This window comes from Clostridium sp. BNL1100 (assembly GCF_000244875.1).
Classification (GTDB): Bacteria; Bacillota; Clostridia; order Acetivibrionales; family DSM-1351; genus Ruminiclostridium.
The window spans coordinates 1,613,877-1,627,650 of record NC_016791.1; the positions used below are offsets into that span (position 1 = coordinate 1,613,877).

Here is a 13,774-nt window from a genome sequence, read left to right on the forward strand (position 1 = left end):
AGTATTCCAATGGAGGTATGAGCGAGTGAGTGCCCAAAAGGCTAACAACACCATTGAAAAAGTTCGACGAAAACTGAATAGTACGGTAAGGATTGAAATCTTTTAAACTTCCATATATAGTTTTAAGTAATAATTGAATTGGAGGTATCAATGGATAGTAATGAGTTAAAGAAGTGGACTATTGATAATAATATACGAGAAAGAACTATTCAGGGCTTTTGGAAATGCTTAGAAAACTATAAGAAAGAAGAACCAAAAGAATATGATGAATGTTTTCCCAATTTTGATACTCAACTTTTGACAATTTGGTTTAGTAATATCACAATAAACATTAGAAATTGGGATAATTTCGATGATGAGTATAATGAAAATCATGAATACGTCGAAGCGTTTCTGAAGTTAGAGTATAGAAACAGATATATCGGATATTACAGTTTGCTTTTTAATTTTTCAGGTGAAGTATTTGATGATTTCTTTGTTCTAGATTAGATATTCATTTAAACTTTTACGGCATATTCGCTAATCCTGAACTTCGTTTTTCATATTCCCTTTTAGCCAAAATTTGAATATAATATCTTAGAACATTTGTTCTTTTTCTGTGATATAATATAGGAAAAGGACAGGTGACTATATGAAAATCATTGAAGATATGGAAAAATGGGATATACTAAAAGCTGCTATGAAGGAAAAAGGGTATATGCCATATATGTGGCAGTATAGTGTTCAATCAGAAGAAGGACTTCATGTTTGGTTTTATAAAAAGAATTCAGATTTTCTTAAACGAGTTGAGGTAATAACACATAATAAGGCGATTGCAGATGATATTGAAAAATATGATTGGTGAGCAAAAATACTGGCTATATTATGAAGGTGGATTTTTTCACACAAAGAAATAACTACAAACCAATTCACACATCAAACACATATGATAAATTTTACAACACCCCACCGGGTGTTTTTTTCTGTCCCTTTTTTCGTTACCAAAATCATCAGCCTTGGTTCTCATACGAATCGGGCTGATTTTATATATACAAAAATAAAAAGAACGGAGAGTGACTAAATGGATGAAATTTTGTGCATTAACTGCAAAAAACCAATGAAGGGAGATGATAAAAAGTGGTTCTGTGACTGTGGTATGACAATCTGGAAGGTAACTTCCGGAAAGCTGCTTTCACCGGTACATTTAAGGCAGCTTATGGAGCAGGGTAGTACTGAAATGTTGACTTTCAGGTCAAAGAAAAACAAACCGTTTAAAGCAATACTGACTATAAACGGCACACGTACAGAATTTGTTTTTGAGAATGCCGGGCAGGATCAGGATGCTGATGAGGAAGCAAACAGGTATATGGCTCTTGACAGGAAGGAGGTACGTGTGAGAGTTGAATCGGGCCAACCCGGAATAGTTGACCTGACTATAGAAAGTCTTGATATGCCAAGATACTTTCAAAAGATTAATTTCGGGCTGTGTTCTACGAGAGAAGCTGAGTGTATGGGTATTGTAGTTGCTGCTGATTATGCCAAGTTCTATATACCTGACTTTTCGGAGAAGACTATGCGTATTCAGGTTAACTCAGAGGAGTTTTCCAACTACATACTTCGTGAGACAAAGCCCCGTGACAAGGAAATGCAGTATTTTATATCCTACGCATGGGAGAAGCTTAGCGGGTTCAGAGCTTTTGAAGCTGTGCACACACCAAAAAGGAGACGGAAGAATGAAGGAGGTAATGTTTCAAGAAAGTTTCCTACCGGTATATTTCCATGGCTTGAAAAGAACGTGGAGAATCAGGAACTGGACGAAAGAATTAGAGTGTTTCTTCCCAGAAACCCGGCGGTTTACAGACAGTTTAAAGCATCATTTCATGTTGCCGAGTTACTTGAGGTTGATGATGACGAATATGTAATCTATGAAGTTCCGCTGGAATTAAAAAAGGCACTGGATACATGGTATTCAATGGTGTCTTCAATTTCAACAAATACCAATTCACTTCAAGAAGGGAGAAGTACCAATGAACATGCTAATTAGGAAGATACAATGTAAGCCAAATAAAATTAGCAATAGACTACGAAGAATCTATTTAATATTAGCAATTACAGTTTTTACGTTTATTAATACCTTTCCAGTATCGGCAGGAGGTTTCGGTGATAGTATATTTGCAAAAGGAACCAAGGATCTTTTTACAGACATAGGAAAATACCTTATAATCCTGGCTCCAATTGCAGGAGCTGCAGTGGGAGCGTACTTCTTCATCAGGAGGGGTGCTGCAGACGAAATGGATCAGAAAAAATGGAATGACAGAATTAAGACCACTGTCATATCAACTCTTGGTGCCGTTCTCATTGGAACACTCATTGTACTAATCGCATCCTACTATGGTAAGTCAATTACAACAGGTATTGAATAAAGAATATTTATCAATAATGAATTATCAAAGAAAGGGTGTGGTGTGTTGGATAAGATACTTGAATTTCTTTTCACACCGGTTATAAATCATGGTGCAATATGGCTTGGAGGTATGTTTTCGGGACTAGCTGAAATAACACTTCGTATAGAAAATTCAATACCGGTAATTTTAGAGAAAGATGCAATTTCAGAATCTATTTCATCCGAAATTATTTTACAAGCAGCTAATGTACTGTCATCGGCATTATCAAAAATACAGGTGCTATGCCTTAGTATGGCTGTTGCTATGATTATACTTAAATTCCTTAAAAAAGGGTTTGAAGCATACGTTTTATGGACAGAAGGGGATGCAGATGAAGACCCTTTGCTTTTAACCACAAGCTTTTTTAAGGCATTAGCAATTGCAATGGCTTTCCCTGTCCTATACGGATATGTATGTGATATAACAAGTAGTTTTTCCACGGCAATAAAAAATGCTTGCGGTGTTACATCTGAATTTTCTTACGGAAATATCGGTGCTCTTTTAGAAACAGGTTTGTTTAATATAATTGGATGTCTGGTTGCGGTAATTATGCTGATTATACTTTATGTACAATTTGTAAAACGTGGTTTTGAAATGTTCGTATTAAGGATGGCATTCCCTATTGGCTGTGTTGGTTTGCTGGACTCGGATAGGGCCATGTACAAGGCAATGACTCAGGTAATGTTACAGTGCTGTGCTACTATTGTTGTTCAGGTAGGGCTTTCACAGCTTGCACTAAGTATTGTATTTACCGGACACCCGATAATAGGGATAGCAGCAATATTGGCAGCACTGGGTACTCCAAAGTTCCTGCAACATTTCATGGTTCCAAGCGGAGGAGGATTTAATACGGGTTCAGTTTATCAGACAGCAAAGGTTTTTCAAATGGCAAAAGGGGTTGTCACAAGAGGATAGGGGGGAGTATTGATGGATTCGGTAAACCTGGTTAAGTTAATTTCTATATGGCTTGCCCCGGTGTGTGCAATCGGCGGAGCAGCTAGAGCTACCTATTGCTTGATTGCATCTAACTACAATGAGGACGATTCCGCCATGCTCAAAAAGCGTGCTAAAAACGCAATAAAGTTTGCAATTATGGCATCTCTCACAGAAGCCGTAAAGCAATTAGCAGAGGCATATTATAACGGAGGTAGAAGTATATGAGCTCAGAGGATGAAAACAGAGATACCTTTTATATACCGGCAGGCTTGAAGACACAAAAGGAAATATACACAGGGTTTGGCAAGAATGAATTAAGGCAAGCCATAATCGGGATATTGATTATAGGAGGGTTGGACGCACTATTTGCTTTGTTGGTGTTTAACAATGTGCCGGTATTTGTAATCTTGCTGCTCCTAGGTATCTTTGTAAGTGTAATGTGTGTACAAAAGGATGTAACAAATCTTTCAGCACTTGATATGGCGAAAAATTTGTACAACTATATTCGCTCACAGAAAAAATTCTATTATAAATCACTGGACGAATGGAGGTGGGATAATAAATGAAAACAGCGGGTTTATTTGAAAATAATGAAGTAATGGCAGGAATAAATAAATTCCTGAATAAGTTTGATATAAGTATTGTATACAACATGGAAGACCTTTTGAACAATGTCAGCAACATTAACAGTTGTCAGGATCTAGAAGCAATACTAATTCATGCTGCTGCAAGGCCAAAGGAACCACATAAAAAGCTTCTATACAATATTAGAGCCATACTTCCAAATACATTATTAATCTGGTTCTGCCATGAAAATGAAAAGGATGAGCAGTTTGAAGCGTGGGCCTTCAGTGCGGTTGGATTGAAGCATATCATATACATAAATGAAAATGGAGAAATACCTGTAAATCGCTTGGTTGAAACACTTACGGCAGAGCATGAACGTCTGGTACACCTTGAAGAAGCGAAGAAACAGAAGCAAGCTGTTAATACCAAGCTTTTAAGGGTGAAGCCACCACCTAAAGAAAAAATAGTTGAGAAGGTAGTGGAGAAAAAAATAATAGTAGAAAAAGAAGTAATTGTAGACAGACCTACAGTTGTGAAAGGGTTGCTTAAAATAGCAACCTTTTCTGTTTCCCCGGGCTGTGGAAGTACCTCTATGGCAGTCCGGTTGGGCAAGTACCTGTCACTGTACGGAAAGACAGCCGTAATAGAGGTTGACGGGTCAGATTCATTGCAGTTCGCAAAGCCGATATCAAACTGTGACTACAGGGCTTTGAAAAAACCGGAAGAGCTTGGAGATGCTTTATATGAACTTTATAGGTCAGGATTTAACATAACCGTTACTGATTATGGATGCCTGTTCAAAATCAATTCAAACGGGAGTCTAGACAGTAATCAGGAGGATTCAATAAACCGGGTATTACTGAAGGAATTTATAAAGGCTGATGTAAAACTGGGGATGGCATTTACAGCCCCTTGGCAGCTGGAAAAGTTAAAATTCTTTACACCCGGAAGCGAAGTATTTGAAGGACTTTGCGGCAAGGCATATGAGGAGTTGTGCTTTCTCACTGACGGAGAAGAAAACAAGGCAGAAAAATATTTGAACGGCATCAAGTGCTTCAGTAGAGATATGGATACAGACCTTCTAATACAGACACTTATTCCGGATATAGCGGTTCCAAAAGAGAAAAAACAGCAGAGGCAGTATAGGATATTCAGATTACTGCCAAGAATAAGGGGGGTATAAACAAGAAATGAGACAGAAATTAAAAGGAATTATAGGAATAGCTATTATGTTTATAGCACTAATTGCAACATATTTATGGGTTACTTACGGACAAACCGAGGTTCAATCAGTATCCCTGCTTGTGGCCCAAAAGGATATACCAAAGGGTACTGTAATCAACAACGCACAGGACTATTTCAAACCTCAGAAAATAAGCCTTGAATCAGCAGTTACAGGAGCAATAAAGCCAAATCAAATCAATTTGCTGGATGGTCGGATAGCAGAGCAGTTTATTCCTGCTAACGGACAAATCGTAAAGCAGACATTTTCAAATAACAGCCTGATACTCAAGGAAAATGAATTTGTATTCAAACTTCCGCCTACTTGGGTATATTCAATTCCGTCATCAATACGGCGTGGAGACAAAATCAGCATATATGAAATAGACAGCAAAATTGATAACAAGTTAAATACCAATGAGGACATTGCAGCTATGCTGACCAAAGGCAAACAGGAATCAATATTTGATACCACAGTAGTATATGTAAAAGACAGTACCAACAGGGAAGTTACAGACACAAACGGAAATGAACGACTTGACGGAACATCCCAAGTGTCTGCAATAGAGATAATATGTACCCGACAGGATACACAGGTACTGGAAAACAGTGTGCTAAGCGGAAAAAAACTAATAGTTGTTTACAGATAGAAGGGAGAGAAAAATGAATACAGTAACATTAATAACCAATGATATTGACTTATACAATGTATTTTCAAATTCAAAACTATTTGATGAAGTAAACATTGCATCCAGCCTTGATGAAAAAATAGAATATGATTACCTTGTAGTTTCAGATAGGCTATACAACATAAATGAGCTGATACAAAGTGTAGAAAGGGGCATCAGGGCAAAGAAAATAACGTATCTGCTAAGTTCGGCAAAGGGCAATCAATCGGGTTATTCCTCATTGACTGCTCTTTTAAAATCCCACGGAATAAGCATACTACCTCCTAAGCTTACTGAAAGTCAGCTGCTATTACGTTTCTGTGAAATAATAAACCTTCAGGAAAGAAAAACCAATAATGTAGTAGTACTATTTGGAGCTGATTCTAAGGTCGGAACAACCTTGACTGCATTGAGTATTGCCGAGAACATGGCAGAGCAGAGTGAAGGAAACATCGCATTTCTGAATATGTCCGGCCATTTGTCATATTCATATGTTGAAAACTGTGAAGGCAAGGGAATGGACAGTATACGGTCAAAGGTTTTTAATAAAATATTGTCAAAGGATGAATTAATGGAATCCATGGTAAAAAGCAGAGAACTTAAAAACCTGTACATTCTTCCTCCATGTAAAACACTGATTGATTTTAAATACTACAAAACAGACCACATTGAGTACGTAATAAACATGGCATCCAAAATCTTTGATGCAGTAATAGTAGACGCAGGCTGGTATCCCCATAATGAACTGTACTTCGGTGCATTGAATTCCACACCCAACAGGTACATGGTAACAACACCCCAGCAGTCAAACTTGGATAACCATAGAATAATTAAACAGCAAGCGTTGGATGAATACGGTATCACCGAGAGAAAAAGCAATGCCGAGAAACGGGATACACCCAATAATATTTTACTGATAGTAAACAAGCAGAGTGATGGTTTAGGTACAAACGTTACAAAAGATTATGACATGGTTTTTGCGGTGTCGCTGCCATATATTCCAAATGCATCCTACCTAACTGACATTCAGAATAAATCACTCAGAGGATTAAGAAAACAATATGATAGACAGCTGGACAAGCTTACAAACGTGATGGCATTACAGATTGAATACAAGCTGCAGCAAAAACAAAAGGCGAAAAGTATATTTAACAGGGGGTGAATAAATGAGTAATGTTATACAGAATCCCGACTACACCAAAATGAAGGAATTCGACTTGGAAGAACTACTGAGCAGGTCCCGTAATAGGAGAAAAAGGAGTTTGGGATACGAAGCTTTAGATAACAATTCAAGGTTCCTTTTACTTTGTTCCAGAATCAAAAAACACATTGATGACGAATGGATCAGAGAGCAGAACCAGAATAACCAGAAGTTACTTTTAGAAAGACACAGAAATGCTATACTTGGCAAACCCACAGAAGTAAATTACCTGAAAGATAGAATCAGGGAATATTTAAAAGCCAACAGGCTTGAAAATGAAGGATATCCTTCATGGTATAAAAACCTGGTGGATGCAATATTTCATGAAAATTGGGGTATAGCCGGTATTGCGGAGTGGATGGACATGCCGGAAAGCTCGTCGGCAAAGATAATAGGTGACAGGATATATTTCTTTATAGACGGTAAACAGGTACTAAAAGAGCAGAGAATAAGCAAAAAAAGGTTTGAACAGTTAAGACAGGCTTTTATGCTCAGTGATGAAACCAAAAGAGCCAATGAAAACTATTCAGAGCTTTATATGTATTCAGGAGAGCGTGTTACCGTTTATACCGGAAAAAGGGTTATTGACAGTCAGTCCGTTATGGTATTCAGAAAGTATGTAGTAAAGGTTCTGACCTTTGAAGAGCAGGCCAGGCGAGGTACTATACCTATCGAATTGGTACCGGCACTGGAAGCACTTGTGAAATGCGGTGTTAAAGTAGCGTTTATCGGCCCTGTTCGTTCAGGTAAATCAACCATGCTGTTAACCTGGCAGTTATATGAAGATCCGGAACTGGAAGGAGTACTAATACAAACCGATCCTGAAATTCGGATACATGAAGTAATGCCAAAGGCTCCTATCATGCCGTTGATTGCAGGAGGAAAGGAGCTCTTTGAGTTATCATCGGAAATATTGAAATCAGATGCAGACTACCTGGTAGTTCAGGAAGTCAGGGATGGCTACACTGCATACATTGCGGTTGAGGCAGCCAATAAAGGAACAAACCGCTTGAAGATAACTGCTCACCTGTCAAATCCGGAAGATTTCTGCTATGACATAGCCAACAAGATTCAAGGAGTGTTTGGAGGTAACATTGACTACCAGATGGTAAGAGTGGCAAACAGCTTTAACTTTCTCTTTGAAATGGTTCAGCTGCCGGGTAAAAGGTCACAAAAAAGACTTAAATCCATATATGAAATCCGTTACGATACTGAAGCCAATATAATAAGCTATCACAAAATTTGTGAATATTATAAAGATACAGACAGCTGGTGCTTTAATTACAGTGTTGGGAAGAAGGTTATGGAGCTTGGCGAGTTTGAAAATCCAAAAGCACTTGAAGTATATCAAAACACGTTGAAGTCACTTACCAAAAAGTATCCAATGCCTGACAAGGTAATAAAGCCTACTTATTCAAAGGTAGCTAGCAAAGAAGGTGAACGTGCGAAATGAAACCCAATATAATCGGGATTTTACTACAACACATTGTACCATGGGGTTGTGTTGGACTTCTTGCTGCCGGACTCTGGTTTATCTTTGGTACTTCAATAGTAAATATGTTCAAAGAAGTACAGCGTTATAGGCAATTGGAGAAAACCGTCAGTGCTACTAAAAAGAAAAGTCAGGGAATAATATTCAGTCATATATACAAGGTTTTGACTGCGACCTTATCAAAAGGAATATCTGACTTAGGGACTTATTCCTTTATGATAGGGAGCGTTTCATTATTTATTTTCAGTTTCCTGACTGCATTAAAGCTGTTCAACTTTATTATAAGTCTTGGTATTGCAATAATAATATCTGCTTCGCCCTATGTGCTGCTGCGACTAAAGCTCAGGTCAGTACAAATTGAAGGTTCCTATGATGCAAATGTACTGGTGCCAAGTATTACAAACGAATATAAGCAGCATTATTTCAATATGATAAATGCCATAGAAAACTGTGCTGTCCGGGAGGATATAGGGAGTTACTCAAGAAAGAATCTGTTCAGACTGTCTCTGGCTTTAAAGGCATATTATTCGGAGGAGGACTTGGACAAAGCAATCGAACGCTTTGTATTCGCATACAATACCGAATGGGCTGTGCTGCTGGGGCTGAATATCAAAATGGCAATCCATAAAGGAATTGCCGTCAGCAGCGGACTTGAAGATATATTGAAAAAGTTGAAGGACAGCAGTGAACAGGTGGAAGTAAGCAAAAGATATAATACTGATGCATTTGCAATAAAATTTTTATTAATTCCTCTATACATCGGAGGAATTTTGTTTTCAATAAGCACATTCGGTTTTACATTGAAAAAATACTTTGAATATCAGTTTTTAAATCCAGTGGGCCTGCGTACAGGGATTATATCGTTTATGGGTATTATAGTGAGCTTTATAGCTCTCAGAATGATTACAAAGCCCAAATACGACATATGAAGGGAGGGAATATATAGTGATAATACTTCCTTATATAGTGATTCTAATAGTGTTCTTTTTTGGAGCTGCAATATATAAGAGATCCTTCAGCTATGAAAGTGCAGGATTCAGGTTTTCAAGAGACGTAACCCGGAGAAGTCTTGATAGGATCACCAAATGGTATAAAAAAGAGTTTGAAAGTGAAGAGACTGATAGAGTACTGAAGCAGGCAGGAATTAAACTGTCTGCTTTTTCTTATCAGCTAATCCGTTATTCATTGCTTGTACTCTGGCTTGCCTATACAACGTATATCCGGTTGAACAGGGGATTAGGAGTAAACATTCATATTTTTCTATGGATAATAACCTTAGTTGTATCAAGACCAAGCCTGAAGTTTTTAAGTTTCAGAAGTCCATTTTCAATGTTATGTGATTTGATGAACAAAAGAAAAAGAGAAAAATGCGATGTTGAGATATTCAGAGTTCTTAGTCAGCTAAAGAATATGGTTATTTCAATGCCAGAAAAAGCACTTTCCTCAGAGTATTTAATAGGTGAAATTACAAAGTATACAAAAACGACTAGGCCATATTTCATGAGAATGTTAGCTTATTGGTACGAAGGAAGGTACAAGGAAGGACAGGAGTATTTTCAAAGCTCTATAGGAACAGAGGCAGCCAGGTCTATAGCCGGACTTATAGGAAAACTTGATTATATTCCACCGGAAGAATTCATATCACAGATTGATTTATATCAGAATCAGGTGGAAGACAAACGTAAAACAGCAGTTAAAAAAGTACGTGAACATCAGGGTAATGTAGTATTCGTGATTGCTATGCTATCAGGAATTGCTATTTTAATAAATTTTCTTGCCGTGGCGGTTGGAATTGATACTATTCCCATGCTCCAGAAGGTATCTTTCTAAGCTGTGCAGGCCAAAGGAGGTGAACATACTTGGATAAAAGGAAAGCAACAATTATAAAGTTTTTATTAGGTTTTGTAGGTGGAGCAATAGCAGTATCAATATACTTTGTAGCAAAATAATTTGCAATTTGGAAAGGAGATCTTCAATAATGAAGGATTTTTTAACATTACTGGCTGGAGTACTTATAGGAGCACTGTTTTTCGTATTAATATGGGGAACAGGCGGAAACGACAATTCGAGTCTGGCCGGTAAATCAAAAAATATTTTTGATAATGTGACAATTGAAATGGCAAATAAGGTCAAGGTGTCACCGTAAGGGGATGAGACGACATGAAAGAGTTTTTAGCTACCATGGCAGGAGTTATACTGGGGGCATTTCTTTTTACAATGATTCTGGGGCCGGGAAATACTACTAAATCCCTAAAATCGGAAACAGGTAATGTGATGAAATATACAGTTAAACAAATGCATGAGGAATTGGTTCCATAATTATCTGCATAAAACAGGGGTATGCAATAAACGTTTTGTTACATACCCCTGTTATTTATGTATTGGAGTGTGAGGTATGAAGAATTTTTTAGCTGGCTTGGCTATCGTAGTTTTACTGATAGTATTTCCATTGCAATCAGTACTGGAAATATCCAATGAGCGAAGAGTCCAAAGGTTCTCAGACATAGTATATGTTGCAGCACAAACAGCAAGATTGGACGGGTATTTTAAACAAACAACAATAGATAAGCTTAAATCAGACTTGATGAAAGAATTTCATGATCTTTCTGATGGAGATATATATATTAACGTAACAACAACCATGAAATACAGGACAAATGAATTTGATGAAAGGGAGGCAATAAACTACGATATCCGGATTCAAATAAGAAAAATAGTTGCAGTTCCGGCATATTGGGGAATATCAGAGAGCGAAAATCAGACTAATGCCAAAAGAGCAGGGTTTGTGTTAAGTGAGGTGTTGGCACCATGAAAGCATTTCTTTTCGGTATAGCAGCCTTCTTTTTTGGTTTGATAGTGTGGCTTTTCTGCCACGACTACAACCTGAACCATATGCACTATAACCAGTTGAGGACAGTAGCTGAAGAAGCATCGGTGGCAGCAGCACTGTTTACAGATAGTCAGGCTGAAAATGAGGGAAATATAGTATTTAATCAGACAGAGGGACATAAGGCCATAAAAGCAGTATTAAAATCAATGCTAAAAACCGATGAAAACCTAAATCCGGTGGAAGGAAGCTATTGGCAGGAACAAATTACATACAAAGCATACTTCTTTGACGATTCCAACACAACATATCCCAAAAGCTTTACCGATTCGGAAACGGGTTTTAAGTTTGAGATTCTGCGACCTTCGGTTGTGGTTACAATAAATGCCGGAAAAGCCAGATACACTATGGCAGGAATTATAGATGATACAGTAAATATCCGAAGTGCTGCACATGAGATTGTGGGGTGGTAAATAAAAAAACATGCAAAAAATCAGTTCCGGGGATACTGAAATAAAATGGGAAAAATCCCTGAAACACTTGAAAATACTTGATTTCAGAAGATTTTTATGGTAAAATATAGATGTAAAGTAAATAAAATCAATCGCCAAGTTTAAGGTGGTTGGATGTAAACAGGGTGGTAGTCATCTCTGAATCTCTTACAAAAGAGAAAGGAGGTGGCATGGTATGAATACTTATGAAGCAGTATCGCTAATGATAATGTTCTCAATGTTTCTCATATCGTTGCTCTCCTTGATTATTGCAATAATCAAGTTATACGAGCGAAAAAAATAATCACCCTGTATTCGCACTACAGAGTGATTAGATTAATAATCTGTTTATAATGTAGAGTGACTGCCACATCTTGTGGACATTCAATCACCTTAATTATATTATACCAAGTTTGATTAAAAAGTAAACCGTAAAACTAATCTTTAATTCAAGTATTTTACATTTATAAAGGAGAATAGAGCGTATGAAAAACAACCTAAGAAAAGCTTTATCAGTTATCTTAGTATTTTCATTTATACTTCTTGGAGTTTTTCCGGCCCTGGCTGATAGTACAGCAGACACAACAACAGCAATGCGCATGAAGCCTCTGTTTGACAAATACAATGGACTGACACAAGCAAGCCTTGATACTGAACTGGTTAAGTATACAGACATTAAAAGTCACTGGGGCAGGAATTTCATATCAAAAATATCTGCACTTGAAATAATATCAGGCTTTCCGGACGGAAGCTTCAGACCTGATGAAAAGCTACTGGGGGGACAGTACATTTTAATGCTCGTAAGAGCAATAGGCTATCGACCGGAAGTACCTGAAGGAGTTCCGTATTACAAGCCCTTCGTTGATATTGCCCTAAAAGAGGGTATTTTGGCAAAAGGCGAAATTTCAGATTATACAAAACCTATTACCCGTGAGCTTGCAGCAAGTCTTGCAAGAAGAACAATAGGAAAATATGAAACTGTTCCAAAGGACTATTTTGTAAAGGGAAGCGACCCATACCCATCCAAGGGTAACAAAGGTTTATTTGACAATGTATATGCAGGCTACCAGAAGCTTAAAATGACAGATTACCCTACTATCACAGGCAACTATCTACAGGATGTAATAGACTGCTACCGTGTAGGGCTTTTAACAGGCAGTAACAACAGATTCAATCCCAAGGGTACTCTTACCAGAGCCGAAGCATCTGTCATAATAATAAAGCTTCTGGATAAGAAAGTAAGGGTAGAAAGCGTTCCTTCAGCCGATGAAAGCTTTAAATGGACAAACAGCAATGCCAACAACGGTGCATATGACAATGAATCCGCAGGCTTCTACGAAAACAAGGAATACACCCTCTATAAAGGAATGTTTCCAATGATGGAGATATGGGAAACAGCACAAACAATGTACAACAACCGTAACATGATAACAGGAGGAAAGATAGACTTTACTTTCAGTGAGAAATACAAAAGCTTTGCAGTAAACTATTTTAATGGTGAGGATCACTTTAAAAAGTATATGAACTATAACTTCAACGGATTAATTTTACCGCAGAACTATGTTGGAATAGCCGTTGAGAAACTTCAAAATAAGAAAGGACAGGATCGGAGTTTATATGATAACTGTAACGGTTGGTTGTACGATATCACAAGCTACGAGGTTGATAAATATAACAAGGACTTAAAGAAATACAGCTATGAACTACTTAAACTCTGGTTTGGGAACGAGTACGAGCAAGCAAAGAAAATACATGACCAATACTTGGGGTATGCCTTGAATGACATCGATTGGAAACATCAAATTTATTTAATTAATGGAAGACAAATTTCTGTGGTTGGTGGTAACGGTGACAGTGGTAATGTTTTTTCGTTTCAGGTTTGGGCTAAAGGGTTCATTACAAAGGATACAATGCTAAAGTTAAATTAAAATTCGAGAAGGTGATTTAA

19 protein-coding genes are annotated in these 13,774 nt (G+C 37.5%); all 19 read left to right on the forward strand.

The annotated features are described in order from the left end of the window. Positions 1–150 precede the first annotated feature (150 nt). The 19 genes from CLO1100_RS06680 (at position 151) to CLO1100_RS06755 (ending at position 13,754) form a co-directional block, all read left to right on the forward strand. Positions 151–489, forward strand: a complete 339-nt coding sequence (locus tag CLO1100_RS06680) for a hypothetical protein (RefSeq protein ID WP_014312992.1) — start codon at positions 151–153, stop codon at positions 487–489. Between the two features lie 142 nt (positions 490–631). Beyond that, positions 632–844 carry a hypothetical protein gene (locus tag CLO1100_RS06685; protein ID WP_014312993.1) on the forward strand — a complete coding sequence of 71 codons (213 nt, stop codon included), beginning with the start codon at positions 632–634 and terminating at the stop codon, positions 842–844. Positions 845–1,060: 216 nt separating this feature from the next. Continuing rightward, positions 1,061–2,023 carry a topoisomerase C-terminal repeat-containing protein gene (locus CLO1100_RS06690; RefSeq protein ID WP_041700187.1) on the forward strand — a complete coding sequence of 321 codons (963 nt, stop codon included), beginning with the start codon at positions 1,061–1,063 and terminating at the stop codon, positions 2,021–2,023. Beyond that, on the forward strand, positions 2,007–2,402 hold the full coding sequence (locus CLO1100_RS06695) for a hypothetical protein (RefSeq protein ID WP_014312994.1): 396 nt from the start codon (positions 2,007–2,009) through the stop codon (positions 2,400–2,402). Before CLO1100_RS06690 ends, CLO1100_RS06695 begins: the two co-directional genes overlap by 17 nt. Positions 2,403–2,444: 42 nt before the next feature. After that, complete coding sequence (locus tag CLO1100_RS06700) at positions 2,445–3,338, forward strand: conjugal transfer protein TrbL family protein (protein ID WP_014312995.1); 894 nt, start codon at positions 2,445–2,447, stop codon at positions 3,336–3,338. Between the two features lie 12 nt (positions 3,339–3,350). Then, on the forward strand, positions 3,351–3,584 hold the full coding sequence (locus CLO1100_RS06705; protein WP_014312996.1) for a hypothetical protein: 234 nt from the start codon (positions 3,351–3,353) through the stop codon (positions 3,582–3,584). Then, positions 3,581–3,925 carry a hypothetical protein gene (locus tag CLO1100_RS06710; protein ID WP_014312997.1) on the forward strand — a complete coding sequence of 115 codons (345 nt, stop codon included), beginning with the start codon at positions 3,581–3,583 and terminating at the stop codon, positions 3,923–3,925. The genes CLO1100_RS06705 and CLO1100_RS06710 overlap by 4 nt, the downstream gene beginning before the upstream one ends. Then, positions 3,922–5,109 (forward strand): hypothetical protein, encoded by a 1,188-nt coding sequence (locus CLO1100_RS06715; RefSeq protein ID WP_014312998.1) that lies wholly within the window; start codon positions 3,922–3,924, stop codon positions 5,107–5,109. Before CLO1100_RS06710 ends, CLO1100_RS06715 begins: the two co-directional genes overlap by 4 nt. A gap of 7 nt (positions 5,110–5,116) precedes the next feature. Next, the gene (locus CLO1100_RS06720; protein ID WP_014312999.1) at positions 5,117–5,797 is read left to right on the forward strand and encodes a hypothetical protein; all 681 of its coding nucleotides are present in this window, start codon (positions 5,117–5,119) and stop codon (positions 5,795–5,797) included. A gap of 13 nt (positions 5,798–5,810) precedes the next feature. Next, a complete protein-coding gene (locus CLO1100_RS06725) occupies positions 5,811–6,977 on the forward strand; it encodes a hypothetical protein (RefSeq protein ID WP_014313000.1) in 1,167 nt (388 codons plus the stop codon). Between the two features lie 4 nt (positions 6,978–6,981). Next, complete coding sequence (locus CLO1100_RS06730; protein WP_014313001.1) at positions 6,982–8,469, forward strand: ATPase; 1,488 nt, start codon at positions 6,982–6,984, stop codon at positions 8,467–8,469. Further along, positions 8,466–9,437: a hypothetical protein gene (locus tag CLO1100_RS06735; RefSeq protein WP_014313002.1), complete on the forward strand. Its 972-nt coding sequence runs from the start codon at positions 8,466–8,468 to the stop codon at positions 9,435–9,437. Before CLO1100_RS06730 ends, CLO1100_RS06735 begins: the two co-directional genes overlap by 4 nt. A gap of 16 nt (positions 9,438–9,453) precedes the next feature. Next, entirely contained in the window at positions 9,454–10,338 is an 885-nt protein-coding gene (locus CLO1100_RS06740) for a hypothetical protein (protein WP_014313003.1), read from the forward strand. Positions 10,339–10,486: 148 nt separating this feature from the next. Beyond that, a complete protein-coding gene (locus CLO1100_RS20715) occupies positions 10,487–10,654 on the forward strand; it encodes a hypothetical protein (RefSeq protein ID WP_014313004.1) in 168 nt (55 codons plus the stop codon). Between the two features lie 14 nt (positions 10,655–10,668). After that, complete coding sequence (locus CLO1100_RS20720) at positions 10,669–10,827, forward strand: hypothetical protein (protein ID WP_014313005.1); 159 nt, start codon at positions 10,669–10,671, stop codon at positions 10,825–10,827. 76 nt (positions 10,828–10,903) lie between these two features. Further along, positions 10,904–11,320, forward strand: a complete 417-nt coding sequence (locus tag CLO1100_RS06745) for a hypothetical protein (RefSeq protein ID WP_014313006.1) — start codon at positions 10,904–10,906, stop codon at positions 11,318–11,320. Further along, positions 11,317–11,808: a hypothetical protein gene (locus CLO1100_RS06750; RefSeq protein ID WP_014313007.1), complete on the forward strand. Its 492-nt coding sequence runs from the start codon at positions 11,317–11,319 to the stop codon at positions 11,806–11,808. Before CLO1100_RS06745 ends, CLO1100_RS06750 begins: the two co-directional genes overlap by 4 nt. A 214-nt stretch (positions 11,809–12,022) precedes the next feature. After that, the gene (locus CLO1100_RS20995; protein ID WP_014313008.1) at positions 12,023–12,130 is read left to right on the forward strand and encodes a putative holin-like toxin; all 108 of its coding nucleotides are present in this window, start codon (positions 12,023–12,025) and stop codon (positions 12,128–12,130) included. 181 nt (positions 12,131–12,311) lie between these two features. Further along, positions 12,312–13,754 (forward strand): S-layer homology domain-containing protein, encoded by a 1,443-nt coding sequence (locus CLO1100_RS06755; protein WP_014313009.1) that lies wholly within the window; start codon positions 12,312–12,314, stop codon positions 13,752–13,754. Positions 13,755–13,774 lie beyond the last annotated feature (20 nt).

What these genes read in the sequence shown, in the direction of transcription:
- CLO1100_RS06680 (WP_014312992.1), top strand. Translation starts at nt 151, where the DNA reads ATGGATAGTAATGAGTTAAAGAAGTGGACTATTGATAATAATATACGA.
- CLO1100_RS06685 (WP_014312993.1), top strand. Translation starts at nt 632, where the DNA reads ATGAAAATCATTGAAGATATGGAAAAATGGGATATACTAAAAGCTGCT.
- CLO1100_RS06690 (WP_041700187.1), top strand. Translation starts at nt 1,061, where the DNA reads ATGGATGAAATTTTGTGCATTAACTGCAAAAAACCAATGAAGGGAGAT.
- CLO1100_RS06695 (WP_014312994.1), top strand. Translation starts at nt 2,007, where the DNA reads ATGAACATGCTAATTAGGAAGATACAATGTAAGCCAAATAAAATTAGC.
- CLO1100_RS06705 (WP_014312996.1), top strand. Translation starts at nt 3,351, where the DNA reads ATGGATTCGGTAAACCTGGTTAAGTTAATTTCTATATGGCTTGCCCCG.
- CLO1100_RS06710 (WP_014312997.1), top strand. Translation starts at nt 3,581, where the DNA reads ATGAGCTCAGAGGATGAAAACAGAGATACCTTTTATATACCGGCAGGC.
- CLO1100_RS06715 (WP_014312998.1), top strand. Translation starts at nt 3,922, where the DNA reads ATGAAAACAGCGGGTTTATTTGAAAATAATGAAGTAATGGCAGGAATA.
- CLO1100_RS06720 (WP_014312999.1), top strand. Translation starts at nt 5,117, where the DNA reads ATGAGACAGAAATTAAAAGGAATTATAGGAATAGCTATTATGTTTATA.
- CLO1100_RS06725 (WP_014313000.1), top strand. Translation starts at nt 5,811, where the DNA reads ATGAATACAGTAACATTAATAACCAATGATATTGACTTATACAATGTA.
- CLO1100_RS06730 (WP_014313001.1), top strand. Translation starts at nt 6,982, where the DNA reads ATGAGTAATGTTATACAGAATCCCGACTACACCAAAATGAAGGAATTC.
- CLO1100_RS06735 (WP_014313002.1), top strand. Translation starts at nt 8,466, where the DNA reads ATGAAACCCAATATAATCGGGATTTTACTACAACACATTGTACCATGG.
- CLO1100_RS20715 (WP_014313004.1), top strand. Translation starts at nt 10,487, where the DNA reads ATGAAGGATTTTTTAACATTACTGGCTGGAGTACTTATAGGAGCACTG.
- CLO1100_RS20720 (WP_014313005.1), top strand. Translation starts at nt 10,669, where the DNA reads ATGAAAGAGTTTTTAGCTACCATGGCAGGAGTTATACTGGGGGCATTT.
- CLO1100_RS06745 (WP_014313006.1), top strand. Translation starts at nt 10,904, where the DNA reads ATGAAGAATTTTTTAGCTGGCTTGGCTATCGTAGTTTTACTGATAGTA.
- CLO1100_RS06750 (WP_014313007.1), top strand. Translation starts at nt 11,317, where the DNA reads ATGAAAGCATTTCTTTTCGGTATAGCAGCCTTCTTTTTTGGTTTGATA.
- CLO1100_RS20995 (WP_014313008.1), top strand. Translation starts at nt 12,023, where the DNA reads ATGAATACTTATGAAGCAGTATCGCTAATGATAATGTTCTCAATGTTT.
- CLO1100_RS06755 (WP_014313009.1), top strand. Translation starts at nt 12,312, where the DNA reads ATGAAAAACAACCTAAGAAAAGCTTTATCAGTTATCTTAGTATTTTCA.